Below are 25,217 nucleotides of genomic sequence, written 5' to 3' on the forward strand. Positions count from 1 at the left end.
TCATCGCCTCCGTTGCCGCCAGGCGGATTGCTCCAGCAGGCGGCGGAGCTGCGGCGCGGTTTCTTCCGCGGTTGAAATCGGCAGCATTAGAAGGCCAAGCTCTCGTTGCCAGGACCGCAGTTCCCGGCCGCGCTCACGTGCGAAGCGATCGATCGCTTGCCGGACGTCGCCTTGTCTGAGTATCAGTTCTGCCTGAAGACTGCCGCCGCTGATCACGATGTTGCCCGATTGCGGCAACTGCAGAAGGAAGGGATCGTAAACGAGGAGGCAGATCACGTCGTTATGTGCCGAGAGGCGCAGCAGCGTGTTGCGTGTCGCCGCCGTATGACCATCGAAGTCGCTGATGAAGACGACGAGATGATCATGATGAGCGATGTTCGCGACGCGGGCAGCAACGGCGTCGAGCGCGGCGAGACCGGGCGTTCCGGCATAGGCAGCGCTCAACCCTGTATTCTGGCGGGCAATCCTGTCGGCAAGGCCCATGACGGCTTCCCGGCTGCGGTGCGGCCTGAGCTCGACAATCTCGCTGTCGTTGAACACGAAGCCGCCGACCCGGTCGCCGGAGCCGAGAATCCGCCAGGCGCAGAGCATGGCCGCCTCCGCTGCGGTCACCGATTTCATCGACCGTCGGCTGCCGAAGAACATGTTGATGCGCTGGTCGACGACGATCAGCGCTGGCCGTTCCTTCTCTTCCGTGTAGACGCGGACTGCCGGCCTGCTGGTGCGTGCCGTGACCCGCCAGTCGATTGTGCGGATGTCGTCCCCCGGCAGATAGTCGCGCAGTTCCTCAAAACTCAGGCCCCGGCCACGCATCGACGAGCGCATCCGGCCGGAAAGTTGACGATGGCTCCGCGCCTTTTGGACGAAGGTCAGGTCGCGAGCCTGGCGCTCGAGAGCGACGAGCTGCTCGGTACTGACATGGACGCCTGTGCTGCCTTCGTTGCGAGCCATGGCCGTTCCTCATGAAACCGCCACGAGTTCGACGATGCGGTCGATGACCTGATCTGGCGCGGTGTTGGAGGCATGAGCCTCGTAGGAGAGGATCAGGCGATGGCGGAAAACGTCGCTGACAACAGCCTTGACGTCGTCGGGGATGACATAGTCGCGACCCCTCAGCCAGGCATAGGAGCGGGAAACTTTGTCGAGACCGATGACGCCGCGCGGGCTGACACCGACCTGCAGCAATTTGGCGAGGTCCTTGTCATATCTGTCGGGGTATCGCGTGGCGAAGACCAAAGCGACGATGTATTTCTCTATGGGATCGGAGACGGCAACCGCTCCTATCTCCTTGCGTGCCTCGAATATTGCTTGCGGATCAAGCCTTTGCTGCGGCGTGGCCTTGCCCTCTCCATGTGCTTCTTTTTCCTCATCGCGATTGAGCCGCATGATTGCTCCTTCGGATGTTTCGTTGGGATAGCCGACCTCCACATGCATCAGGAAGCGGTCGAGCTGCGCTTCGGGGAGGGGATAGGTACCCTCCTGCTCGATCGGATTCTGCGTCGCCATCACCATGAAAAGCGCGGGCAGAGGATAGCTCTTGCCCCCGACGGTTACCTGCCGCTCCTCCATCGCTTCCAGCAAGGCCGACTGCACCTTTGCGGGCGCGCGATTAATCTCGTCGGCGAGGATCAGGCTGGCGAAAATCGGTCCCTGCTGAAACTTGAACTCGCCCCTGCCGCCCTCGCTGAAATAGATCTCCGAGCCGGTGATATCGGCCGGCAGCAGGTCCGGTGTGAACTGGATGCGCGAGAGCTCGGCGTCGAGATTCCTCGCCAGGCTCTTGATGGCGCGCGTCTTCGCCAACCCCGGCAGGCCCTCGACCAGAAGATGGCCATTGGCGAGCAGCCCAAGGAGAAGCCGCTCGACCATCGCCTCCTGGCCGATGATCGAACGGCCAATCCGTGCGCTCAGCGCGATAATGTCGTCACGTGCGGTCATGCTCGTCCCGTCCATATTGGAAGCGGGCGAGGCCTTCAGGCCACGCCCGTCGATGGGGTTCGCCGAACTACTTGGCTGTCGCCGGACTTTGTTCCAGCGATTTCATCAGTGCGTCGATCATCTGGTCCACGCTGAAGCTGGCCGGCCGCTGGCTGGGCGGATACTCGCGGAAAGTTTGCAGGAATGGAGCCACCCGCCAGACGCCATACTGCACGAGATAGGCATTCTTGGCGTACCAGTCATAATACTGGTCGGAAACGATATCCGCCCGCTCATAAGGGTCCATTCGAAGATTGAAGGTTTTCGGAGCGCGAAGGCATGTGAACGGATTGGCCCAAACCTGAAAACCGCCCGGCTGACGCTGTTCGCAGAAGACGAGCTTCCAGTCGCCGAAGCGATAGGCGACAAGCTGGCCGTCGTCATCGAAGTAGAAGAATTCGGTACGGGCCGATTTCGGCTGTTGCCCCGTCAGATATGGAAGCTGATTATAGCCGTCGAGATGGACCTTGAACTGGTTGCCGCTAATCGCCGTTCCCTTGAGAAGGCGGTCCTTGATGTCGGGGTCGCCGGCAGCAGCGAGCAACGTCGGGAACCAGTCAAGTCCGGATACCATCTCATTGGATGTTTCACCCGCCTTTACATGGCCGGGCCAACGGATGATCGCGGGTACCCGGAAAGCGCCTTCCCAGTTTGTATCCTTTTCACTTCGGAACGGCGTCGTTGCGGCATCCGGCCATGACCATTGGTTCGGGCCGTTGTCGGTCGTGTATAGCACGATCGTATTGTCGGCGATGTTGAGATCGTCCAGTGCTTTCAGCAGTTTGCCGACGTCGCCGTCGTGCTCGATCATCCCGTCGGCATAGTCGTTGCCGGGCATGCCGCTTTGGCCCTGCATTGATTGCCGGACGTGGGTAAAAGCATGCATTCGGGTCGTGTTCATCCAGGTGAAGAAGGGCTTACCCTCCTTTGCCTTCCTCTGCATGAAATCGATGGCGGCCGCCGTCGTTTCGTCATCGACCGTCTCCATGCGTTTCCGGTTCAAAGCGCCAGTGTCTTCGATCTTGCCGTCCGATGACGCCTTGAGAACACCGCGCGGAGAGTTCGTGCGGACGAATTCCTGATCATCTTTCGGATAGTAGGGCCGTTCCGGCTCCTCCTCGGCATTGAGATGGTAAAGATTGCCATAGAACTCGTCGAACCCATGGTTGGTCGGCAGGAATTCGTCCCGATCGCCGAGATGGTTCTTGCCGAACTGGCCCGTTGCATAGCCGAGCGGCTTCAGGGCTTGCGCGATCGTGATATCGCGGGGCTGGAGGCCGACCGTTGCGCCCGGGATACCGACCTTGCAAAGGCCGGTGCGCAGGCAGACCTGACCGGTGATGAAGGTTGAGCGTCCTGCCGTGCAACTGTTTTCGGCGTAGTAGTCCGTAAACATCGTCCCTTCCTTGGCAAGGCGATCGATGTTCGGCGTCCGGTAGCCCATGACGCCAAAGGAATAGGCGCTGATGTTCGTCTGGCCGATATCGTCGCCGAAGATGACGAGAATGTTCGGCTTCGAGCCGGCATTGTCCGTCGCCGGCGTTGTTGCAGACGGTGCGGCCTGCTGTGCATGGACCGGGAATGACGCAAGCGAAATTGCGCCGAGCGTCATAGCGAGAGCTGCGGTGGCACCGAGGAGGCGTCGAGAGAAGGCCGTGTTCATCACGTCCTCCTCGCCATGTCGTGGTCGTTCAACATTACGGTCTCCTTTGGTCGGGCAGTGTCTGGCGCTGCCGAAACTGGATGTCGTATTCGACCACGCCACACTTCTCCCGATAAGGTTCCCGTGGAAGTACGTTACGGTAAACGCGGACGTTGCGGACGTAACAGAAGACGTAAATCGGGACGGGCTACAGGGTCAGCGGCCGTCAGCGATGACGATGAATCGATCCGCGCCATCGAGCGGGCGGTGATCTTGGCATTCGCTTCTTATAGGCGCTGCCTTGCCGCTATCTCGTGGCCGTGCGAGCGGCAGCGATCAAACCATCCAGCCAGTCTTGGTGGCCGTTGATCATGGGGTTGGGCTTGGTCTTTGCCAGATCTTCGGCAGGCTTGCCCTTTTGTGTCTCCTGGGTGAGAACGCGAACCCGCCCGCCTGGCAGCTCCTCGATCAGCCATGCGTGATGGACGTCAAGACGGGTCTCGCCTTCACCAGCCCAGCCATGCCAGGCGACACGACCCGGCTTTCCTTTCGTTGGAGGCACGTATTCGACGACCTCAGCTTCGACGGGAAATCCAAAGGTCTCAAAATAAAAGCGCACGCCTTCTTCCAGTTCCGGCCCTTTGCCGTCGTAGAAGCGGACATTCGCGGAATTGGGATAGTAGCTTGGCCAGAGCGTGGCTTGACTGAGCTGTGGCCAGACATCAGCAACCTGAAGATCGGCGGCGATGACCTCGTTGGAGGAGAAGTTTTCGGTGAAGCCTGGAAGGTAGCCTTCCGGCCATTGAATTGCATTCATCATTCGGAAATTCCTCATACTGCAGCCTGCTGGAGGTCGTGCTCGTTTCGTATTGCTCCGTAATGCCAAATATGCAGACATAAGGGAAATTGGCATTCATGATGATGGATATAAGAATGCGAGATATCAGATCCCTGGACCTCAATCTCCTCAAGGCGCTTGACGCCCTATTGGACGAACGCAGTGTTACTCGCGCCGCCGAACGGCTCGGCCTTACTCAGCCTGCGGTCAGCGGTATGCTCACGAGAATGCGAGTGAGCTTCGATGATCCGCTCTTTGTCCGAACCCAGCGCGGGGTTGTGCCGACGCTGAGAGCGATGGAGCTCGCTGGGCCGGTTAAACAAGTCCTGGGCGACGTAGAAGCATTGCTTCAGCCGCCGACATTCGATCCTGCTACGGCGGAGTTCACAATGTCTATCGCGGCGACAGACTACGCGCTGCATGCTGTTGTCCTCCCTTTCCTGCCGAAGCTAAGGGCAGTCTCCTCAGGTGTACGCGTGGCCGTGCGGCCCTTGGAGCACGATCGGGCACAGATGCAGTTCGAGCGTGGCGATCTCGATCTGGCGCTCGTGACGCCGGAAACTGCGCCGCCGGACCTGCATGCGCGCCATCTCTTCGACGAGACCTACGTGTGCGCCATGCGCGAGGGACATCCAGACGCTTGTGGGACGATCGATCTCGACCGGTTTTGCGCACTGGACCACGCGCTCGTATCTTATTCCGGCGAGCGCTTCTGGGGCGTCACCGACGACGCTTTGGCCTCCCTTGGCCGCCGACGGCGGGTCGCGCTTTCCGTAACCAGCTTCCTTATCCTTGCCGAAATCTTACGCAGTACTGACCTGATCGCCGTTGTTCCCCGACGTCTTGTTGAAGGCGTCGAGGGCATTTTGGTGAAGGAGTCGCCAGTCAGCATTCCTGGATTCTCGAAGATCGCGGTTTGGCATGAACGAACGCATAGCGATCCGCGCCATCGGTGGATCCGCTCGATGATATTCGAGACGCTTGCGGTCACCTGACCCGATCTGGCGTGCTGGGCTCACGTATGATTTGCTGAGTGCCGGCTGACAAGATTCCGGCAGGCGCGGACCGTCAACGCCATGACGGTAAGTGTCGTGCCCGCGATGCCACTGCCGGGAAAGGCGCTGGCGTCGGTGACGATGACATTGGGAACATCCCAAAGCTGATTGTAAGGGTTCAGCACCGAACTCCCCCGGTCGCTCCCCATCCGCGCTCCGCCGGTTTCATGGATTGCTGCTCCCATGCACATAGTCTTGCGGAACCATTTTCGGAACATGAAGCGGCTGAACGGATCGGCATCGGGGAAGGCGCCGCGTCCCATTTCCCTGAGGCCAGTGGGGGAGCCGATGAACTCGAGATCGCCGCCGACGCTGCGCACCATGTCGATGAGCACCTCTTCCTGCTGGCGGAGAAGTGCGTGCTCTTCCTCGCCCATGAGGCAGCGGATATGGGGAACGGGGATCCCCCAGACATCCTTCCGTCGTGCGTTGAGGGTAACGCGATTGTCCGCGTAGGGCAGCATGCGACCGAAGCCGAAGAATGCCAGCCGCGCCGGACCGTCATCGGGCGTCGGCGCACGGCCGATGCTGCCCTGGTAGTCGAAATCGCCGCGACCGGCATCGCCGGTTCCAAAACGCGGCACGAAAATGCCGCCCGAGGAATTGTAGAAAGGATCGGTCGGGGCGGAATCGTCGGTCGCCCATCCTTTTGCCTTGCCGAAGGAGCCGAAGGCAAGGCATGGCAACTGATCCATGAAATAACGCCCGAGCGCACCAGAGCTGTTGCCCAGTCCCTCTGGGTGCCTGGCGGATGCCGAATTCAAAAGCAGCCGCACGCTTTCGATTGGCGAAGCCGACAGTACCACGAGGGCAGCATGCACGGTCTCGACCTTGCCGGTGACGCGATCGATGAACTCGGCGCCGGTTGCCCGGGTGCCTTGCTCGTCCGTCGCGATACGGCGGACGATCGCATCGTGGCGGATGGTCAGCCGCCCGGTCGCGAGCGCCTCCCTCAAGGGTTTCGGCGTACGCTCTGCGTCCGGCGCGATATAGCGCCAGGACACGACATGCCGCTGCGGCCAGCGACCTTCCACTTCGCTCTTGAAGATTTGTTCGGCCGGTGTGAGTTTTGCCGGGCGCGCATAGATGCCGTCCGGCAGCGTCTCTACACCATCGGGATTGCCGTAGAGCCCAAGGCCGGCTTCAACCTCCTCGTAGTAAGGCACGAGATCGTCATAGCTGACCGGCCAGTCCATACCCTTGCCTGTTCGCGACTGGATCTTGAAGTCATCATCCGTCCAGCGCAGCAGCACGCGACCGAAGCTGTGCAGGCGACCACCGCCCTGCCTGCCGCGGATCCAGAGGAACGGCGCATCCTTTGGCGTGGTGTAAGGGTTCTTTCGGTCATTGACGAAGAAATGGCTGAAGCGCTCGGTGAAGAAGGCGGCGCGCGCCTGGATGGGCTGGCCCTTTATTGTAGCGCGTGCGCGCTCCCATATGTTGATGCTGCTGGCCGGCAGTTTCTTGCGAGTCGGATCAAAATCCTTCTGGCTTACTGCGGGACCAGCTTCGAGCAAAAGCACTGAAAGCCCCTGAGCGGTCAATTCTTTGGCGGCGAAGGAGCCGGCGGCGCCGGAACCGATCACCAGCGCGTCGTAGACAGTCTGAGACATGGGTAGCTTCCGTATGAGGTGAAAGTGGCTTTAGAGGCGGGCGCCATCAGCGTCGAAGAGGGAGGCTTTGGCGACATCGAGCCCTGGGTTGATCGTCGTGCCCGGCTGGAGTGCGGCGTCCCCCATGATGCGGTAGGAGAGACTTTGTCCCGCCCAGTCGAACCACAGTACGGTGTCTGCTCCCATTGGCTCGACGACCGAGACGATGCCGGAAATGGTGGGCCAACCGCTTGCAGCGCCATCCGGCGCGATGTGTTCCGGCCGGATGCCGAGCGTAGCAGGACCTGACTTGACTGGTGCCAGAAATGGATAGTCGGTCAGATCGATGGTCAGGCCGTTGCTTTTAAAGACCGGGGTATCCGCCTTGATGGCGATCTCGCCCTTGATGAAGTTCATCGCCGGTGCGCCGATGAAACCGGCAACGAAAAGGTTTGCGGGGCGATGGTAGATCTCGGATGGGCTGGCAAGCTGCTGGATTACACCGTCCTTCATGATGGCGATGCGGTCGGCCAGGGTCAGCGCTTCGACCTGGTCATGCGTCACATAGATCATCGTGTTGCCCAGGCTCTGATGCAGTTTTTTGATCTCGACGCGCAATTCGTTGCGTAGCTTGGCATCGAGGTTGGAAAGCGGCTCGTCGAACAGGAAGACGTTGACCTCGCGCACCAGGGCGCGGCCGATTGCGACGCGCTGGCGCTGACCGCCAGACAGTTCCGAAGGTCGGCGATCGAGCAGTGTGTCGAGATGGAGAAGCGAAGCGGTTCGGGCAATGCGCGCCTCGATCTCGGCCTTCGGAAGGCCCGCCACGCGCAAACCGAAGGACAGGTTCTTGCGCACCGACATGCGCGGGTAGAGGGCATAGGATTGGAACACCATGCCGATGCCGCGGTCCTTCGGCTCGGCCCAGGTGACGTTCTTGTCCGATATCCAGATCTCGCCATCGCTGATGTCCTGAAGACCCGCGATGGAGTTGAGCAGGGTCGACTTTCCGCAGCCGGACGGCCCAAGAAGCACCAGAAACTCGCGCGGAGCAATGTCGATGGAGAGCTTCTCGATGACAGTATGGTCGCCATAGGCGATCTTGAGGTCTTTTACCGATACGGCAGGCTGCATGGCGTTATCCCTTGACGGCGCCGGCGGCGACACCACGCAGGAACCAGCGGCCGGAGAAGAAATAGATGGCGAGCGGAACGACGGCGGTCAGGATGGTGGCCGCCATGTTCACGTTGTAGGCGCGCTCGCCCATTGTGGTGTTGACGATGTTGTTGAGCTGCACGGTCATCGGCAGGTTGTCCCTCCCGGCAAAGACCAGGCCGATCAGGAAGTCGTTCCAGATCCCGGTGAACTGGAAGATGGAGGCGACGACGACCATCGGTACCGACATGGGCAGCATGATCTCGACGAAGATCCGCCAGAAGCCGGCGCCGTCGACGCGGGCGGCCTTGCAGAGCTCTTCGGGGATGGCGACGAAATAATTGCGGAACAGCAGCGTCACCAGCGGCAGGCCGAAAATGACATGAACCAGGACGACACCTGCCACCGAGTTATAAAGGCTCAGATTGGCGAGCAGGCGCACCAGCGGATAAAGGAAGATCTGATAGGGGATGAGGCCGCCGGCCATCAGAAGTCCGAAGAGCAGGCCCGATCCCCTCGGCCGCCAGAAGGACAGGGCATAACCGTTGATCGCACCGATGAAGACGGAAATCGCCACGGCCGGTACGGTGATCTTCACCGAATTCCAGAACCCGATGCGCACGCCAAGGCATTGCGTGCCCATGCAGGCTCCAGACCACGCTGTTTTCCATGCATCGAAAGTGACCGCGCTGGGCCAGGCGAAGATACGGCCCTGACGGATTTCCTCCATCGTTTTCAAGGAGGTGACGAGCATCGTATAGAGCGGCAACAGGAAAAACAGCGCCGAAAGGATCAGGAAGGCATAGAGCCCGATCTGGCCGGCTGTCAGTCGCGAAGGTTTCGGGCCGCGGGCGTGAAGGGCTGTCATCAACGCGCTCCCCTTCTTCTGGCGCGCATGGCAAGCGCATAGCGAAACGGTGCAACGGCGATGATGACGGAGAGCACTAGGACCGTGGCTCCCGCGCTCGCCAGTCCGAGGTTCTGGCGTTCGAACAGATTGTCCATAATGAATTTTGCAGGCACTTCCGTCGAATAGCCGGGTCCGCCGCCGGTCTGCGCCACGATCAGATCATAGGTCTTGATCACGCCCATGGAGAGCAGCATGCCCGATGCCGCAAGCGCCGGCCCAAGTTGCGGCAGGATAATGGAGAGATAGATGCGCCAGATCGGTATTCCGTCGATCTGGGCGGCTTTCCATTGCTCTTCGCCGATGCCGCGCATGCCGGAGAGCGCGATGACCATGACAAGGCCAGCCCCCTGCCAGACGCCAGCGAAGACGACGGTATAGATCGCCATGTCGCGATTGACGATCCAGTCGAAGACGAAGCCTTGCCAGCCAAACGCCCGGACGGTGGCCTGAATGCCGAGGGTCGGGTTCAGCATCCACTGCCAGATGAGGCCCGTGACCACGAAGGACATGGCATAGGGATAGAGGAATATGGTGCGGAACATGCTTTCGAAGCGGACCTTGCGGTCAAGGGCGGCTGCCAGCACGAAGCCGAGGGCGAGGCAGCCTGCGACATAGAGCGCGCCGAAGATCAGCACATTTTCCAATGAGGCGAGCCAGCGCGAATTCTTAAACAGCCTGGTATATTGGGCAAAGCCGACATAGTTGGACGACGGGAAGATCGTCGAATCCGTGAAGGACAGCCGCACCGACCAGACCATGGTGCCGATATAGACGAAAATCGCGGCGAGCCATGTCGGCAGGAGCGCACAGGTCGCAGCAAGGGAACGTCTGCGCTTGGCTTGCATCGGCAAACTCTCTCAACAAATTCTCTCAAAAGGAATAGGCAGAGCCGACCGGCGTCCCTGCCGGTCGGCGCCTGACGAGGCCCTATTCGAAGATCGCGAAGAATTTCTCGGCGCCGGAGGCGCTATCTTCCGAAGGGTTGGTCCAGAACTCGTCTACAAAGTCGTTGAGTGCGCCGGCTTGCTGCGGGGAGAGGATCAGAGCCTGGTCCGGCACGATCTTGCCCGCGCTCATCAATTCCAGTCCTTTCTGCGCGCATATATCGAGCTTCGACTTATCGACGTCGGTGCGCATCGGCACGGAACCCTTCCTGAGCGAGAATTCGACCTGGATGGCAGGATCCATGGCGACCTCCGCGAGCAGTGTCTGACCCTTCTGTGAAGCCGCATCGGCGATCTTCGGGAATGAGAAGGAATCGGCGACATAGACCATCCCCGGCGATTGCGGGGCGAGCATGCAGCCATAGTCCTTGCCGAGCGCTTTGCCGGCGGCAACGAATTCGCCCTTGGCCCAATCGCCCATGAACTGCACGCCGGCCTTTCCGGTGATGACCATGGCAGTTGCGTCATTCCAGTTGCGCCCTGCGGCACCTTCATCGACATAGGCACGCAGCTTGCCGAGAATATCGAGCGTCTTTTTCACGCCTTCCGTCGATGCCTCGCCCTTGTCCTTGCCGACATAGATCTTCAGGAAGCCGTCGATGCCGACCTGTGTCAGCAGGATCATGTTGAAGACCTTGGATTCCTGCCAGGATTGGCCGCCCCAGGCGACCGGCTGTACGCCGGCGGCCTTGAGCTTGTCGAGAGCCGCGAAGAATTCGTCCCAGCTCTTGGGCTCTTCGCTCACGCCGGCCTTGGCGAAGGTCTCCTTGGAATAGAACACCCAGCTTTCGCCATGGGCGCCGGTGGGGGCAAGATAGACCTGGCCGTTGTATGAAATGAGGTCGGCGATCGATTTCGGCAGGACATCCGCCCATTTTCCGGCTTTCGCGATGCCATCGATGGGGCTCAGAAGGCCCTTACTGACGAAGTCCGCATTGGCGAGACCGAGCACGGTCTGCTTGGCGGCCGGCGGATCGCCAGCGACCAAGCGGTTCTGAAACGCTGCATCGGCCGCGCCGAAACCGGCAATGGACGAATCCTTCCAGATCCCGCCGCGTTTTTCAAACTCCTGTTTAATGACGTCCAGAGCTGCCGCTTCTCCGCCGGAGGTCCAGGAGGTCATCACCTCGGCTTTCGGCTTGTCTTCGGCACGGGCCGAGGAAATGGCTGCCGAGAGCACGGCGGCTCCCACCAGTAGGAGCTTCATTGTATTTTTCATCGTTCCACCTCTTCAAGAAAGCCCTCTTGGTGGGGCTTTTGGTTTTCGGGTCATGAAAATCAGCGATAGGTCGGCAAAAGCGCCTGCCGCACGAGCTTGAGCCCATTTGCGATGTCGGTGACCGGATCCGGTGCGGCATCGAGCTCGAGAATGGCCCAGCCCTCATAGCCGCGGTCTCGCAACAGCCTGATCCAGCCCGGCCAATCGACGCGGCCGAGTCCGAAGCCGCAGAAATAGGGATGATGGCGATCATGGATGTGCTCGTCGATCGGGGTATCGGCCGGCATAGGTCCGAGTGCATCCTTCCAGTGGGCGATGATCATGCGCTCGTGATGACGCTCGACGACCTGCAGCGGGTCCGAGCCGGCGACGATAATATGGGCTGTGTCTGGGCACATATGCACGTAAGCCGGGTCTGTCAGCAGCATCAGCAGATCGACATCGCGGGAAGCAGCGAAGATTGAGTGCGCCTCGGTGTGAAGGGCCAGCCGCACGCCCTTCGCATAAAGAACTGCGCCAAGGCGATTGAGGAAATCGGCAATCTTGCGCGCCTGCTCGAAATCGAAGAACCGCACCGGCTGAGCGCCAAGCGTTTGACGCAGCGGCGCGCCAATGACCATGATATCGCTGCCGCAGGCCTTGAGGAACTCGGCGTATTTCTCCGCCTTTTCGATGATGGCAGCCTGTGCGTTCGCCTCCGTAAAATCGCCCGCCGCTTCCAGCTCTGCGAAAAAGCCGCTCGCCAGTGTCAGTCCGCGCCTGGAAAGCTCGGCGGCGAAAGCCTCCACCGAGCCGTAGGTCTTCGTCGCGTCCTGCCAGTTGAACGGCGAGAAGGTCAGCTCCACGCCGGTAACGCCGGAAGTCTGCACGGCATCAAGGATCTTGTCCCAAAAAACGCGGGGTTCGCTTCGGGAGAGTGCAATGATGCTGTCATAGTCCTTCACGCCCCAGAAACCGGGGTGGAAAAAGGTGACGAGATCGACGCCAAAGCGAAGCCGTTCGGTTGAGGTCATGACGCTATCCGTTCTCCGGGCATGGGGGATCGGTTGTGGAGTTGAGGTCCACAACGAATAATCCATAATGATTTCAATGCGCTGTCATTGGCAATCGTTTGCCATGCCCAGATAGTAGACAAGTCGTTTTTTTATGCAAGCGGTTTTTGGCAATCGTTTGCTATATGGCTGCGATTACCGTAGCATCCGGCGCAGCAGGCATCGGGAAGGAAGAAAAAATTGAAAAAAAACAAAGATATGCCGGTGGAGGAGCAATCAGGACCTTTAATGGCGGATGTCGCGCGGCTGGCTGGAGTGGCAATTTCCACGGTCAGCCGCGCACTTGCCAATCCCGGTCGCGTGAACGAGAAGACGCGCGTCAAGATCGATGCGGCCGCCAAGCAACTGGGCTACACGCCGAATGCTATGGCCCGCGGCCTCAGGGTCGGCAAATCCAGCACCATCATGATCATCCTTCCCGGATCGCTCTATTACGGCGTTTCCCAAGTCATTCCCCAAGTTCTGCAAAGCATCAACAAGGCCTTGCTGCAGAATGGCTACAATCTGATGATCGCCAATCTGGGCCGCGATGCGGAATCGGAAAGGCATATTCTCGACCTGGCCTTCGGCGGCACCATTCGCGGCGCCATCATCCTGTCGTCGAAACTGCCTGAGGTCGATGGACGCTCCTTAGCCAATGCGGGCTTGCCGATCGTCTCCATGTTGCTCGACATGAGCGACGCCGGGGTGCCGAGTGTCGTGACGAATGATCGTGAGGCGGTACGGGACGTGACAACCGAGCTGATCAGACTGGGCCATAAACGGTTTCTCTATATCGCCGGGCCGGAGGGCAATTATCATGACGTGGAACGTTATGGCGGCGTGATCGAAGCCTTGCGCGATGCCGAGCTTTCTGAGGAGGCGGTGTCGCGATCCGGCGGCAACCTCGACTACCAGGAAGGCTTCAAGATCGGCATTCAAGCGGCGGCCGACTTCGCGCGGCTGACGGACAAGCCGACAGCGGTGATTGCGACCAGCGATGACATGGCGATTTCTTTCATCAGTCGCATAAAGCGCACGGGGTTGCGAATTCCCGAGGATCTGTCGGTGGTTTCTTTCGATGGCGCACCGGTATGCGAGTTTTGCTTTCCGCCGCTTTCGACGATCGAACAGCCATTCGAGGAGATGGGACAGGTTGCCGTAGCGCGCCTGCTTGATGCCATCGGACAGGAAAAGAAGGAGCGGGACAGGCGTGTTGTCATCCGCAGCAGGCTGATCCCGCGCGAGAGTATGGCTCCGCCAAAGAGCTGCATCGGAAAATAACGCATTGCGCTTTGTTGGTGAGAAACTGCCGCTCTACTTTACTGATTGAGCGAGCAGGGCATGATCTTCGTGCCGGCCTTCAGACAGCTAGTTTCCTTGGCGCGAAATCGCTCATCGCGCCGCTAAAGGGCTTCGGCAGCGGCGAGGCATAGGAGCCGCGTTTGCTGGTGGAGAGGCCGAGCGACACCAGTGCTTCCGCCTGTTTCACCGCCGCCGCGACGCCGTCGATCACCGGGACGCCGTAGATCGCCTGCAACTCGTGCGCAAGATCAGTCATGCCGGCGCAGCCGAGCACGATCGCCTCCGCCCCGTCTTCTTCCAGCGCTCGTTCGATTTCCGCTCGCAACTTGCCGATCGCCCCGGATGCGGCATGTTCGAGTTCCAGCACGGCGATATCGGAAGCACGCACCTTCGCCCGACCGCCCATGCCGTAGCGTTGAACGAGATTGTCGATCAGGACGCGTGAACGCTCCAGCGTCGTCACGACCGTGAAGCGCTGGGCGAGAAAGCCAGCGGTCGCGACGGCGGACTCGCAAAGCCCCAGAACGGGGACATCGCAAAACGACCGGGCGGCCTCGAGGCCGGTATCATCGAAACAGGCGATGATCGCCGCATCATAGCCCATCGTCAGTCGTTCCCTGAGTTCGCTCAACAGGCCGGGAACGGCGAGCGCGCCGTCATAATATCCCTCGATGGAAGCTGGTCCCATCCGTGACGTGGCGGCAATGATGTCCGTTCCGGACGCAGCGACGGCGCGGGCGGCAATCGCAGCCTTTTCGGTCATCGACGCGCTGGTATTCGGATTGATGAGCAATAAACGCATGATCTCAGCTTTTCTTGGCCTGCCGGCGGCCGAGCATGGCCATGATGCCGAGCGCCACGAGAATGATGGTGAAGGAAAAGAGGGTGGTCACAGTTCCCAACGCATAAAGCACGGGCGTGGTGACGTTGGTGGTCATGCCGTAGATTTCGAGCGGCAGCGTGTTGTAGGTGCCGGATGTCATCAGGCTGCGCGCGAACTCGTCATAGGACAGCGTAAAGCCGAATAGGCCGACGCCGATCAGGCTCGGGGTGATCATCGGCAGCACGACATGGCGGAAGGTCTGCCATGAGGTCGCCCCGAGATCGCGCGCAGCCTCCTCGTAAGCCGGTGAAAAGCGGTTGAAGACGGCGAACATGATCAGCACGCCGAAGGGCAGCGTCCAGGTCAGATGCGCGCCGAAGCCCGAGGAATACCAGGCCGGAGCAAGACCGCCCTGCTGGAAAACGACGCCGATGCCGAGCGAGATGATGATCGACGGAACCACCAGGCTGGCGACCGTCGCGTAGAACAGCAATGAAGATCCGCGAAAGCGGCGGCGAAAGGCCAGGCCTGCCAGCAGCGACACGACGACGGTGACGACCATCACCATCAGCCCGAGCATGAGGGATCGGCGGAACGAGGCGCCGAAATCGCCGACCGCCTGCTTCTCGAACAGGTTCGCAAACCAATGCAAGGAGACACCGTTCAGCGGAAAGGTCAGGCCGCCATCCGGTCCCTGGAAGGAAAGGATGAGGATCGCCGAAAGAGGGCCGTAGAGAAACAGCACGAAGACAATGAAAAAGATCGCCAGGACATAGAATTCCAGGCCGCGCTTTTCGCCGTTCATCTCAAAGCTCCTTGCGGATATCGACGACCCGCAGGATGGCGGAGACCATCAGCAGGACGAGGACCAGCAGCACTACCGCATTTGCCGCTGCGGCTGGGTATTGCAGAAGCGACATCTGATTTTTCATCATCAGAGCGATGGAAGCACTCTGGCCGCCGGACATGACCTGCACGGTCGAAAAATCGGCCATGACCAAGGTGACGACGAAGATCGTGCCGATCGCCATGCCGGGCTTTGCAAGGGGGATCACCACGTTCCAGAGGATTTGCCAGCCGCTGGCGCCGGCATCGCGCGCCGCTTCGAACAACGAGCGGTCGATACGCATCAGCGTGTTGAAGATCGGTGTCACCATGAACAGCGTATAGAGATGCACCATGGCGAGCACGACGGCGAAATCGGAATAGAGCAGCCATTCGATTGGCTTCGGAATGAGGCCCATCTGGATCAGGGTCGAATTGACGAGGCCATTGCGTCCGAGCACCGGAATCCAGGAGATCATGCGAATGATGTTTGATGTCATGAAAGGCACTGTGCAGACGAGGAAAAGCACCATCTGCGTCGATGTGCGGCGGATGTGGAAGGCGAGGAAATAGGCAACCCAGAAGCCGATCACCAGCGTCAATACCCAGACGATGGCGGTGAATTTCAGCGTATTGAGATAGGTCTTCCAAGTGACCCAGGAACCCAGCGTATCGGTGTAATTCGTGGTCAGAAAGGCGGGATAGAGACCGGCGAAATCATAGTCCCAGAAGCTGACGACACCGATCATCGCGATCGGCAGCAGGAAGAAGAAACCCAGGATCAGAAAGAGCGGCGCTGCCTGCAGATAGGAGACGAGCCATAGCGGCACGCCGAAATGGCCACCTGCTTTCCGTGGTGCCTGATCTGTTTCTGAGGAGGCGATCGTCGCCATGTCCCGGTCTCTCCGTTAGCGGCTTCCTCCCCCCGCTTGCGGGGAGAGGATTTGATTTGAGGATGGTGCTTAGGCGGCGATGAACTCGTTCCAGCGGCGGACCATGTAGCGGTCTTCGTCCATCACCGAGTTCCAGCAGGCGACCGCGCCCATGCGGGCTTCGAACGAGCCGCCGTCGCGAACGGCGCCGGCCTTCTCCATGACCTTGCCTTCCGGAGACAGGATATCGCCCTGCGCCGGCTTGCCTTCGATCCAGTAGCCCCATTCGTCGGCCGACATGAATTGCTTGGCCGTTTCCATGCAGGCCGAGTAGTAGCCCTGGCGATTGAGGTAGCCGCCGACCCAGCCGGAGGTGTACCAGTTGATGTATTCGTAAGCGGCGTCGAGCTGCGCGCCTTTCAGATGCGAGGCGAGGCCAAGGCCGCCGCCCCAGGCGCGATAGCCTTCCTTGAGCGGCTGGAAGGTGCAGGCGATCCCCTTGGAGCGCACAGCAGCAACGGCCGGCGACCACATCGACTGGATGACGACTTCGCCCGACGCCATCAGGTTGACGCTTTCGTCGAATGACTTCCAGAAGGCGCGGAACTGGCCGTCACCCTTGGTCTTGATCAGGAAGTCGATCGTCTTGTCGATCTCCGCCTTCGTCATGTTGCCCTTGTCGGCATATTTGATCTTGCCGGCCGCTTCCATGATCATCGCGGCATCCATGATACCAATCGATGGGATATTGAGGATCGCGGTCTTGCCCTTGAAAGCGGGATCGAGAATGTCGGCCCAGCTTGTGATCGGGCGGCCGGTCAGGTCCGGACGGATGCCGAGCGTGTCGGCGTTGTAGATGGTCGGAACCATCGTCATCCACTGCGTCGGCTCCTTGGCGAATTTCTTGGAGCCTTGCTCTTCGACGAAGCCGACCGTGTGCGGCGCCGTGCCCTGGGCGATGACGCTGTCCGGCTTCAGCTTGCCGTTGATGAACAGCGGCACGATCTTGTCGTAATATTTGAGCTTCTTGACGTCCATCGGCTGCAGAACGCCGGTCGGGAAGACCTTCTTGGCGATCCAGTATTCGATGTCGGCAATGTCATAGCTGTCAGGCTGGGTGACGGCGCGCTGGGCGGCGGCGTCGGAGTCGGTTGCCGTCATTTCCAGTGTGATGCCGAGATCGGCCTTGCACTTTTCGGCAATGGCATTGATGTTCGAAACGCCGGTGCCGAACTGGCGAAGCGTGATGTTCGATTGCGCCCAGATGGTCGGAAAGCCGGTGATGAGGCCGGAGCCGGCGATCGCACCGGCGGCGGCAGCGCCGGTCTTCAAAAGCGAGCGGCGGGAAATTCCTTTGGCCGCCTTAATGGTCTTCGTTTCAGTCGTCATGTCAGTTCCCCTGTTGTGATGCTTGGAATTCATGCGGAAACCCGGCCAAGGAGGACGACGTCCTCCGGAGCCCAGCTCAGAGACACCGCATCGCCGACCGATACGGGTTTGGCGAAGTAATCGCCGTCGCTCGCGATGACCGTGAAGTCGTCGCTGCCCGCGCCGTTGACGGTGATTTTCACCGACGCGCCGCGATATTCGATGTTGGAGACGATGCCGTTGAAGCCGAGGGTTTTTTCGGAAGCCACTTGCAGGCGCACGCGGTCTGTGCGGATGCCGATATCGATGGCCTCGCCCACGTTCCTGTCGGTTCCTGACACAGAAAAACTCTGCCCCTCGGGCACTGTCATCGTCAGCACGCCGTTTTCGCTGGATGCCACCCGGCCGGAAAGCACGTTATGGTCTCCCATGAAGCGGGCGACGAAGGCTGTCGCAGGACGCTCGAAGACTTGACGGGGCGTGGCCGCCTGCTCGATTCGGCCATCGTTCATGATGACGATGATATCGGCGAGCGCCATGGCCTCCTCCTGGCTGTGCGTCACATGCACGAAGGTGATCCCGAGCGTCTTCTGCAGCTTCTTCAGCTCGGCACGCATGCGGATCTTCAGGAACGGATCGAGCGCCGAGAGCGGCTCGTCGAGCAGCAGGGCTTCCGGATCGGTAATCAGCGCGCGGGCGAGGGCCACGCGTTGCTGCTGCCCGCCGGAAAGCTGCGCCGGACGCCGCGTGGCATAGGCCTCCATCTGCATCAGCTTCAGCATCTCAAGCGCCTTGGCCCGACGCTCGTCCTTGTCCACGCCCTTCATCTTCAGGCTGAAGGCGACATTGTCGATGAGGTCGAGATGCGGAAAGAGCGCATAGGACTGGAACATCATGGCCGTGCCGCGCTTGGCTGGCGGGAAGTCGGTGACGACGGTGTTTCCGAGGCGGATATCGCCCGACGAAATGCTTTCATGACCGGCGATCATGCGAAGGGTCGACGTCTTGCCGCAGCCCGATGGACCGAGAAAACAGCAATAAGAACCGGCAGGAATCTTCAGACTGATGGCATGCACGGCTGTCGTGCTGCCATAGATCTTCGAAACGGATACTATATCGATCTCTGCCGCTTTCGACATCATGCCTTCCTCTGTTTAAAAGAGACAATGCACGAGCCATGCCAATTCCGCCGCATTGCAGCAAGCTGCTGATAACAATCGAAGTTTTTGAAGTTCTTAGCTTGATTGATCTCACCGGTAATTCGACGAGTGCACATCAAATAGGCTTTCGTACACAAAATAATCACATGATCGTATACAATTTGGCATCGTAACTGCACCCAAATCTATTGGATTTTTGCGACGAACCTGGGTATGTTCAGGGAAAATCAGGTCGTATTTCATGAAGCAAACTGCGGGCGCCCTCCAAGCCGCCGACGATTCAGCCGAAACAAGCACGCAGCAGATCCGCGACGCCATTCGCGACGCGATCGTTGAAAGACGCCTTGCTCCTGGCGCGAAGCTTTCCGAGGCAGATGTCGGCAATCTCTTCAATGTCAGCCGCACGCTGGCGCGTGCCGCCCTGCAGGCGCTTTCCTATGAAGGGCTTGTCAGTGTCGAGAAAAATCGCGGCGCCTTTGTCGCCTATCCGTCCCCGGAGGAGGCACGGCAGATCTTCGCCGCACGCCGGCTCGTCGAGCCAGGCATCCTGCTTGAGGCGGCAGCCAGGATCTCGCCGGCGGACATCCAGCATCTGCGGCAGCTTCTGTTGCTGGAAGGTCGGCTGGTCGAAGAGCACGGATCGGCCGCCCGCCGCGCGGAGATCAAGGCCTCAGGCGATTTTCATCTGGCAATCGCGGTGATATCAGGCAACGCCATCATGCAGCGCTTCATGGAGGAACTCGTCGCCCGCTCCTCGCTGGTGATCGCGCTCTATGGCCAGTCGACCGCCTCGAGCTGCGGCCATCACGAACACGGCGACATCGTCGATGCCCTTGAACAGAAGGATTCGGACAAGGCCTGCCGCCTTATGCTGCAGCACATCGCCCATATCGAGACCGATCTCGACATGCGTGAACGCAAGGGCTTCAATCTGAAAGAAGCATTCGACATCTGAGGGCGGTGGCGTTCAGATCGCGAGCAGGCGCTTGAGAGGTTGCCGGACCTCTTAAGACGATTGCGCTTCCAATTCCATATGTCATTCAGTTCCCTAGTCGCGCTCTGGCCTCAATTCTTCAGCACATCCGCTATCCCTGATGCTTTGGGTTTGAGAAAATTCTTCCGATAAGCCGCCACGGAAAATAGGAATTCAATCCACTTTGCTTCGAAGATTAGAATATCTTCGCCTATCAAAAATCTACTAAATATATAGGGTAAATTATCTAATTAACCGGACAGATCATCATCATGAACATCCTCGCGCTGAGTGGCAATGTCAAAAGACCATCCAGGACGGCGTCCTTGGTGAACGTCGCCGCCAATCGGCTGCGGCAGCGCGTTGGTGGCGATGTGCAGTCCATCGAGCTTGTCGACGCAGCCCCCGTGCTCTTTCGGGCGCTTAGAGCGGATCAACTTGATACCGAAGGCAAGGCGATCATCGCCGCGGTGGAAGGCGCCGATATCATAATTGTTGGATCGCCGGTCTATCGCGCGTCCTACAGCGGCGCGCTGAAGCATCTCTTTGATCTCGTTGATTATCGAGCATTGGCGGGCAAGCGGGTCATTCTCGCCGCAACCGGAGGGACACTGTTGCACGGCCTGATGCTTGAGCACCAATTGCGGCCGCTCTTCGGTTTCTTCAATGCGTTGACCGTCCCGACCGCAATCTATGCGCTTGAGGCCGACTTCGCCGATCACGAACTCACGAATCCCGCCGTCCTCGAGCGCATCGATCGAGCCGTCGAGGAGGTCGCGACAATCACGCCAGCGCTCGACATCGGAGCGACCGCCGCCCCGGGAAAACACAGCGGATTGGCAGCCTAGCCCATAGAACGAAATTCAAGAGGGAGCTTTACATGACTTTTTCCAATGCCGCGAACGATCCGGTCAAATTTGCCTATTGGGTGCCGAATGTTTCGGGAGGCCTGGTGATTTCGAATATCGAACAGCGTACGAGCTGGACGATCGAATACAACAGGAAGCTTGCGCAGATCGCCGAAGCGAGCGGTTTCGAATATGCCTTGAGCCAGATCCGTTTCACGGCAGGTTATGGAGCGGAGTTTCAGCATGAGTCCGTCTCGTTTAGTCACGCCCTGCTTGAATCGACCACGACATTGAAGGTGATCGCGGCGATCCTGCCCGGTCCTTGGAATCCGGCCCTTGCCGCCAAGCAGATTGCGACCATCAATCACCTGACCAACGGGCGCGTCGCGGTCAATATCGTGAGCGGCTGGTTCCGCGGCGAATTCGCCGCCATTGGCGAGCATTGGCTCGATCATGACGAGCGCTATCGTCGCTCGGAGGAGTTCATCCGTGCACTTCGCGGCATCTGGACCGAGGACAATTTCACCTTCCGCGGCGATTTCTATCGCTTCAACAATTATTCGCTGAAGCCGAAGCCGATCGACCCGCAGCCGGAGATTTTCCAGGGCGGCTCCTCCCGTGCCGCTCGCGACATGGCGGCCCGGGTGTCTGACTGGTATTTCACCAACGGCAATACGCCGGCCGAGATCCGCAAGCAGGTTGACGACATCCAATCGAAGGCCAAGGAGAATGGCCATTCCGTGCGGATCGGGGTGAACGCCTTCGCAATCGTGCGCGAAACGGAGGAAGAAGCCAAGGCAGTGCTTGCCGAGATCATCGAGAAGGCCAATCCCGAGGCGGTCAATGCTTTCGGGCATGAAGTTAAGAACGCCGGCAAGGCGTCGCCGGAAGGCGAAGGAAACTGGGCGAAATCCTCTTTCGAAGACCTCGTTCAATATAATGATGGATTCCGCTCGAACCTCATCGGCACGCCACGGCAGGTTGCCGAGCGGGTTGTGGCGCTGAGGCAGGCGGGTGCGGATCTGATCCTGCTGGGCTTCCTGCATTTCCAGGAGGAGGTCGAGTATTTCGGCAAGCATGTGATCCCGCTGGTTCGTGAGCTCGAAGAGGCTGCTAGTACCCAGCCAGTGGCGGCCGAATAGGCTCGCTGCAGCAAAATACCTCGTAAATGAAACATGATGGGTGCGTGGGCCGATTGGTCCACGCCGACGGGATTGGCGTGCCATGTTCAAGCCGCGCCCGAGCCGAATGGAGGACACTGAATGCCTGCCGCGACCTATTCCCTTGACGTGCTGGATCCCGGTACGCTGCGGGGCTCCGGCGACCAGATTGCCCGCGCGTTGCCACCGGGCAAGACCGGCGGCATCCCGCAGCATGACGAAGAGACCCATGCTCTCTCTTTGCATGGCATCAGTCTGTCATTCGGTGGCGTCGCTGCCTTGGTCGATGTAGACCTTTCTGTTGAGCCGGGGGAGATCCGGGCGATCATCGGTCCAAATGGCGCCGGCAAGAGTTCGCTGATCAACGTCATCAGCGGTGTCTATCGCTCGAACGAGGGCCATGTTCGTATCGGCTCCAACACCTATCGCCATGTGCCGACGGAACTGCTGGCATCGCTTGGCATTGCCCGCACGTTCCAGAACCTCGCCTTGTTCAAGGGCTTGAGTGTCACTGATAACGTCATCGCCGGTCGAGCCTATACCGTGCGCTCGACCTTTGCCGAACAGATCCTCGGGCTTGGCCGCGCGCGCCGCGAAGAGGCGGATGCACGCGAGCGGGCGGCCCGTATTCTCGAGTTCCTGCATCTGGGCCAGGTCAGCCATCGTCTCGTAGGCACGCTGCCCTACGGACTGCAAAAACGCGTCGAGCTCGCCCGCGCCCTGGCGGCGGAACCGAAGATCCTGCTTCTAGACGAGCCTATGGCGGGGATGACGGCGAGCGAAAAGAACGACATGGCCGACTTCATCCGGTCTGCCCGAGATCTGTATGACACGACGGTGATCCTCATCGAACACGATATCGGCGTGGTCATGCAGCTTTCCGACCGGATCGCGGTCCTCGATTACGGCCGCAAGATCGCCGACGGCAGCCCGGACGAAATTCGTACCGACAAGCGCGTCATCGACGCCTATCTCGGCGTCGTTGCGGAAAACGAGGATGGGGAGGGCATCTGATGGCAGATTTCGACTGGCCGTTTCTGATCGAAGTGCTGGTTGGCGGCTTGCTCTCGGGCGTTATGTATTCGCTCGTCGCCATCGGTTTCGTGCTGATCTACAAGACGTCGGGCGTGCTCAATTTCGCTCAAGGGGCAATGTTGCTGTTTGCCGCGCTGACCTTTGTCAGCCTTCTTGAGCGTGGCGTTCCCTTTGCCTTGGCGCTCGTCATTACATTCGCGGTCATGGTTCTCATCGGCCTCGCTATCGAGCGTACCGTGCTGCGGCCGCTGACCAACAAGCCGCCGATTACGCTTTTCATGGCGACGCTCGGGCTCTCCTATATCATCGAGGGGGCGGCTCAACTCATCTGGGGCACGCAGGTCCACGGTCTGGAGCTCGGGATCGAGGATGTTCCCTTCGACATTGGCGGCGTGTTCATCAGCCAGTTCGATCTTTTTGCGGCGGCAGTCGCTGCTGCGATGGTGGCGGCGCTGTCCGCCTTCTTCCGCTACACCCGAATTGGGCTGGCATTCCGGGCTGTAGCGGACGATCAGTTCGCCGCGCTTGCGGTCGGACTGAAACTGCCCTGGATTTGGGCAACGGTCTGGGCGGCTGCCGGTGTCGTGGCACTGGTGGCTGGCCTGCTATGGGGCGCGCGGCTCGGCGTGCAGTTCTCTCTGTCGCTGGTGGTGCTGAAAGCGCTGCCCGTCCTCGTTCTCGGCGGCTTTGATTCCATTCTGGGTGCGATCGTCGGCGGCCTGCTGATCGGCGCGACCGAGAAGCTCGCGGAAGTCTATATCGGCGAATATTTCGGCGGCGGCATCGAAGGCTGGATTGCCTATGTCGCAGCACTCGCCTTCCTGCTCATCCGCCCCTCCGGCCTGTTTGGGCAAAAGCTCGTGGAAAGGGTCTGATATGGCCGTCGTTACCGCCGATCTTCGTCCCACATGGCTCCTCAGCCGCTGGCTGACACCGATTGCCATCCTTGCCAGCGCCTACCTCGTGGTTCCCTTTGTCGGTTCGACCTATTTGTTCGAGGCGATCCTTTTGCCGTTCCTGGCGCTCAGCCTTGCCGGCGTCGGGCTGAATCTGCTTACCGGCTATGCAGGCCAGGTCTCGCTCGGAAGCGCCGCCTTCATGGCCGTCGGTGCCTTTGCTGCTTACAATTTCAATCTGCGCGTCGATGGCCTGCCTTTGATCATCAGCATCCTGCTGGCCGGCCTTCTGGCGGCGGTGATCGGCATCATTTTCGGCCTGCCTAGCCTCAGATTGAAGGGCTTTTATCTTGCGGTGTCGACGCTCGCCGCGCAGTTCTTCGTGCAGTGGGCTCTCACCAAATTTAGCTGGTTTTCCAACGACTCTGCCTCCGGGGTCATCGATGCGCCGCCTCTGACGCTTGCGGGCGTCGAGTTTACGGGCCCGGCAGGTCGCTATCTCTTTTCACTTACGGTCGTGGTGGTGCTGACCTTCCTGGCGCATCGGCTGACGAAGTCTCAAACCGGCCGCAACTTCATCGCCGTTCGGGACAATGAGACAGCGGCGCGCATCATCGGTGTGCCCGTGCTGGGAACCAAGTTGCTGGCCTTTGCTATCTCCTCTTTCATCATCGCCGTTGCAGGAGCGCTTTGGGCCTTTGCCTATCTGAGGACCGTCGAGCCGGCTGGCTTTAATCTCGACCGATCGTTCCAGATCCTTTTCATCATCATCATCGGCGGCCTTGCCTCGACGCGGGGCGCCTTTCTCGGCGCCGCTCTGATCGTCGTCTTCCCGCTCGTGCTATCCCGACTGGGCTCGTTCCTGCTCGGCGATGTCTTCGATTCCGGCGTGCTCGACATGAGCCAGCGCATCGTGCTCGGCGCCTTGATCATTCTGTTTCTGATCCTCGAACCGGACGGGCTTTCCTCGCTTTGGGGCAAGATCCGAAGGCGGTTGGGCTCTGCCATCGACAGGCCGGCCTGACCAAGCTGGGGCACAAGCTCCGAAAATACCAAACCCACTGCTCGTTCAACCCAGTTCCGGCCATCACACCGGACAATACCCGGAGTGTATCCAAACATGACCATGCTTGCGAAATTGAAGGCCGCCGTCATTGCGGCTGGACTAGCCGTCTCGGCCGCGATACCGGCCGCCCATGCCGATGAACAATATTTCCCGCTGCAAAGCTATCGCGTTGGGCCCTATGCGGCCGGCGGCACAGGTTTCTTCGGTGGTTTTATCGACTACCTGAACCTCATCAACACGCGGGATGGCGGCGTCAACGGCGTCAAGCTCACCTGGTCGGAAGCGGAAACGCAATACGAGGTTGAACGCGGCGTCGAGGCCTACGAGCGTCTCAAGAGCAATCCGAATATTGCCGCCTGGAACCCGCTTTCCGTCGGTATCGCCTATGCCATGATCGACCGCATCACGCAGGACAAGGTGCCGTTGATCACCATCAACCATGGTCGCACGGATTCCACTGATGGCCGCGTTTTCCCCTATGTCTTTCCGCTGCTGCTCAATCCCTATAGCGAGACCTCGGGCA

Annotated in this window: 24 protein-coding genes; 9 read left to right on the top strand and 15 right to left on the bottom strand. The window is 59.8% G+C overall.

Annotated elements, in window-relative coordinates:
* The 4 genes from PH547_RS26875 to PH547_RS26890 form a co-directional block, all read right to left on the bottom strand.
* On the bottom strand, positions 1 to 951 hold the full coding sequence (locus PH547_RS26875) for a DUF58 domain-containing protein (RefSeq protein WP_285169915.1): 951 nt from the start codon (positions 949 to 951) through the stop codon (positions 1 to 3).
* 9 nt (positions 952 to 960) lie between these two features.
* Positions 961 to 1,938, bottom strand: a complete 978-nt coding sequence (locus PH547_RS26880) for an AAA family ATPase (protein ID WP_104827988.1) — start codon at positions 1,936 to 1,938, stop codon at positions 961 to 963.
* A 67-nt stretch (positions 1,939 to 2,005) separates the two neighbouring features.
* On the bottom strand, positions 2,006 to 3,640 hold the full coding sequence (locus PH547_RS26885) for an arylsulfatase (RefSeq protein ID WP_283052578.1): 1,635 nt from the start codon (positions 3,638 to 3,640) through the stop codon (positions 2,006 to 2,008).
* 286 nt (positions 3,641 to 3,926) lie between these two features.
* Positions 3,927 to 4,439 (bottom strand): SRPBCC family protein, encoded by a 513-nt coding sequence (locus PH547_RS26890; protein WP_285169916.1) that lies wholly within the window; start codon positions 4,437 to 4,439, stop codon positions 3,927 to 3,929.
* 113 nt (positions 4,440 to 4,552) lie between these two features.
* Here PH547_RS26890 and PH547_RS26895 point away from each other — a divergent pair, with 113 nt between their 5' ends.
* The gene (locus PH547_RS26895) at positions 4,553 to 5,452 is read left to right on the top strand and encodes a LysR family transcriptional regulator (RefSeq protein WP_285169917.1); all 900 of its coding nucleotides are present in this window, start codon (positions 4,553 to 4,555) and stop codon (positions 5,450 to 5,452) included.
* A 20-nt stretch (positions 5,453 to 5,472) separates the two neighbouring features.
* Here the strand turns inward: PH547_RS26895 and PH547_RS26900 are convergent, their stop codons facing one another.
* From PH547_RS26900 to PH547_RS26925, 6 genes are all read right to left on the bottom strand, one after another.
* On the bottom strand, positions 5,473 to 7,125 hold the full coding sequence (locus PH547_RS26900; protein WP_285169919.1) for a GMC oxidoreductase: 1,653 nt from the start codon (positions 7,123 to 7,125) through the stop codon (positions 5,473 to 5,475).
* 30 nt (positions 7,126 to 7,155) lie between these two features.
* A complete protein-coding gene (locus PH547_RS26905) occupies positions 7,156 to 8,238 on the bottom strand; it encodes an ABC transporter ATP-binding protein (protein WP_285169920.1) in 1,083 nt (360 codons plus the stop codon).
* A gap of 4 nt (positions 8,239 to 8,242) precedes the next feature.
* Positions 8,243 to 9,127 carry a carbohydrate ABC transporter permease gene (locus tag PH547_RS26910; RefSeq protein ID WP_285169921.1) on the bottom strand — a complete coding sequence of 295 codons (885 nt, stop codon included), beginning with the start codon at positions 9,125 to 9,127 and terminating at the stop codon, positions 8,243 to 8,245.
* Positions 9,127 to 10,014 carry a carbohydrate ABC transporter permease gene (locus tag PH547_RS26915; protein WP_104827620.1) on the bottom strand — a complete coding sequence of 296 codons (888 nt, stop codon included), beginning with the start codon at positions 10,012 to 10,014 and terminating at the stop codon, positions 9,127 to 9,129. The genes PH547_RS26910 and PH547_RS26915 overlap by 1 nt, the downstream gene beginning before the upstream one ends.
* An 82-nt stretch (positions 10,015 to 10,096) precedes the next feature.
* The gene (locus PH547_RS26920) at positions 10,097 to 11,332 is read right to left on the bottom strand and encodes an ABC transporter substrate-binding protein (protein WP_285169922.1); all 1,236 of its coding nucleotides are present in this window, start codon (positions 11,330 to 11,332) and stop codon (positions 10,097 to 10,099) included.
* Positions 11,333 to 11,391: 59 nt separating this feature from the next.
* Complete coding sequence (locus PH547_RS26925) at positions 11,392 to 12,345, bottom strand: sugar phosphate isomerase/epimerase family protein (protein ID WP_285169923.1); 954 nt, start codon at positions 12,343 to 12,345, stop codon at positions 11,392 to 11,394.
* A gap of 219 nt (positions 12,346 to 12,564) precedes the next feature.
* Between PH547_RS26925 and PH547_RS26930 the strand changes: the two genes are divergently transcribed.
* Entirely contained in the window at positions 12,565 to 13,647 is a 1,083-nt protein-coding gene (locus PH547_RS26930) for a LacI family DNA-binding transcriptional regulator (RefSeq protein ID WP_285169924.1), read from the top strand.
* Positions 13,648 to 13,726: 79 nt separating this feature from the next.
* On the opposite strand, the gene PH547_RS26935 is transcribed toward PH547_RS26930, so the two are convergent.
* The 5 genes from PH547_RS26935 to PH547_RS26955 form a co-directional block, all read right to left on the bottom strand.
* Positions 13,727 to 14,470 (bottom strand): aspartate/glutamate racemase family protein, encoded by a 744-nt coding sequence (locus tag PH547_RS26935; RefSeq protein WP_285169925.1) that lies wholly within the window; start codon positions 14,468 to 14,470, stop codon positions 13,727 to 13,729.
* Between the two features lie 4 nt (positions 14,471 to 14,474).
* Positions 14,475 to 15,296 carry an ABC transporter permease gene (locus PH547_RS26940; RefSeq protein WP_285169926.1) on the bottom strand — a complete coding sequence of 274 codons (822 nt, stop codon included), beginning with the start codon at positions 15,294 to 15,296 and terminating at the stop codon, positions 14,475 to 14,477.
* A gap of 1 nt (position 15,297) precedes the next feature.
* Complete coding sequence (locus PH547_RS26945; RefSeq protein ID WP_104827614.1) at positions 15,298 to 16,209, bottom strand: ABC transporter permease; 912 nt, start codon at positions 16,207 to 16,209, stop codon at positions 15,298 to 15,300.
* Positions 16,210 to 16,278: 69 nt separating this feature from the next.
* On the bottom strand, positions 16,279 to 17,577 hold the full coding sequence (locus tag PH547_RS26950) for an ABC transporter substrate-binding protein (protein WP_285169927.1): 1,299 nt from the start codon (positions 17,575 to 17,577) through the stop codon (positions 16,279 to 16,281).
* 29 nt (positions 17,578 to 17,606) lie between these two features.
* A complete protein-coding gene (locus PH547_RS26955; RefSeq protein ID WP_285169928.1) occupies positions 17,607 to 18,695 on the bottom strand; it encodes an ABC transporter ATP-binding protein in 1,089 nt (362 codons plus the stop codon).
* 262 nt (positions 18,696 to 18,957) lie between these two features.
* Here PH547_RS26955 and PH547_RS26960 point away from each other — a divergent pair, with 262 nt between their 5' ends.
* The 7 genes from PH547_RS26960 to PH547_RS26990 all read left to right on the top strand — a co-directional run.
* Positions 18,958 to 19,671 (top strand): GntR family transcriptional regulator, encoded by a 714-nt coding sequence (locus PH547_RS26960; protein ID WP_285169929.1) that lies wholly within the window; start codon positions 18,958 to 18,960, stop codon positions 19,669 to 19,671.
* A gap of 290 nt (positions 19,672 to 19,961) precedes the next feature.
* Positions 19,962 to 20,537 (top strand): FMN reductase, encoded by a 576-nt coding sequence (gene msuE, locus PH547_RS26965; protein ID WP_285169930.1) that lies wholly within the window; start codon positions 19,962 to 19,964, stop codon positions 20,535 to 20,537.
* A 32-nt stretch (positions 20,538 to 20,569) separates the two neighbouring features.
* Entirely contained in the window at positions 20,570 to 21,679 is a 1,110-nt protein-coding gene (gene sfnG / locus PH547_RS26970) for a dimethylsulfone monooxygenase SfnG (protein ID WP_285169931.1), read from the top strand.
* A 120-nt stretch (positions 21,680 to 21,799) separates the two neighbouring features.
* Complete coding sequence (locus PH547_RS26975) at positions 21,800 to 22,711, top strand: ABC transporter ATP-binding protein (protein ID WP_285169932.1); 912 nt, start codon at positions 21,800 to 21,802, stop codon at positions 22,709 to 22,711.
* On the top strand, positions 22,711 to 23,607 hold the full coding sequence (locus PH547_RS26980) for a branched-chain amino acid ABC transporter permease (RefSeq protein WP_285169933.1): 897 nt from the start codon (positions 22,711 to 22,713) through the stop codon (positions 23,605 to 23,607). The genes PH547_RS26975 and PH547_RS26980 overlap by 1 nt, the downstream gene beginning before the upstream one ends.
* A 1-nt stretch (position 23,608) precedes the next feature.
* Positions 23,609 to 24,652 (top strand): branched-chain amino acid ABC transporter permease, encoded by a 1,044-nt coding sequence (locus tag PH547_RS26985; RefSeq protein WP_285169934.1) that lies wholly within the window; start codon positions 23,609 to 23,611, stop codon positions 24,650 to 24,652.
* Positions 24,653 to 24,748: 96 nt separating this feature from the next.
* Positions 24,749 to 25,217 (top strand): ABC transporter substrate-binding protein (locus PH547_RS26990; RefSeq protein ID WP_285169935.1); only part of this gene is annotated, 469 nt, incomplete at its 3' end.

This window comes from Rhizobium cerradonense, assembly GCF_030182455.1.
Taxonomy (GTDB): Bacteria; Pseudomonadota; Alphaproteobacteria; order Rhizobiales; family Rhizobiaceae; genus Rhizobium.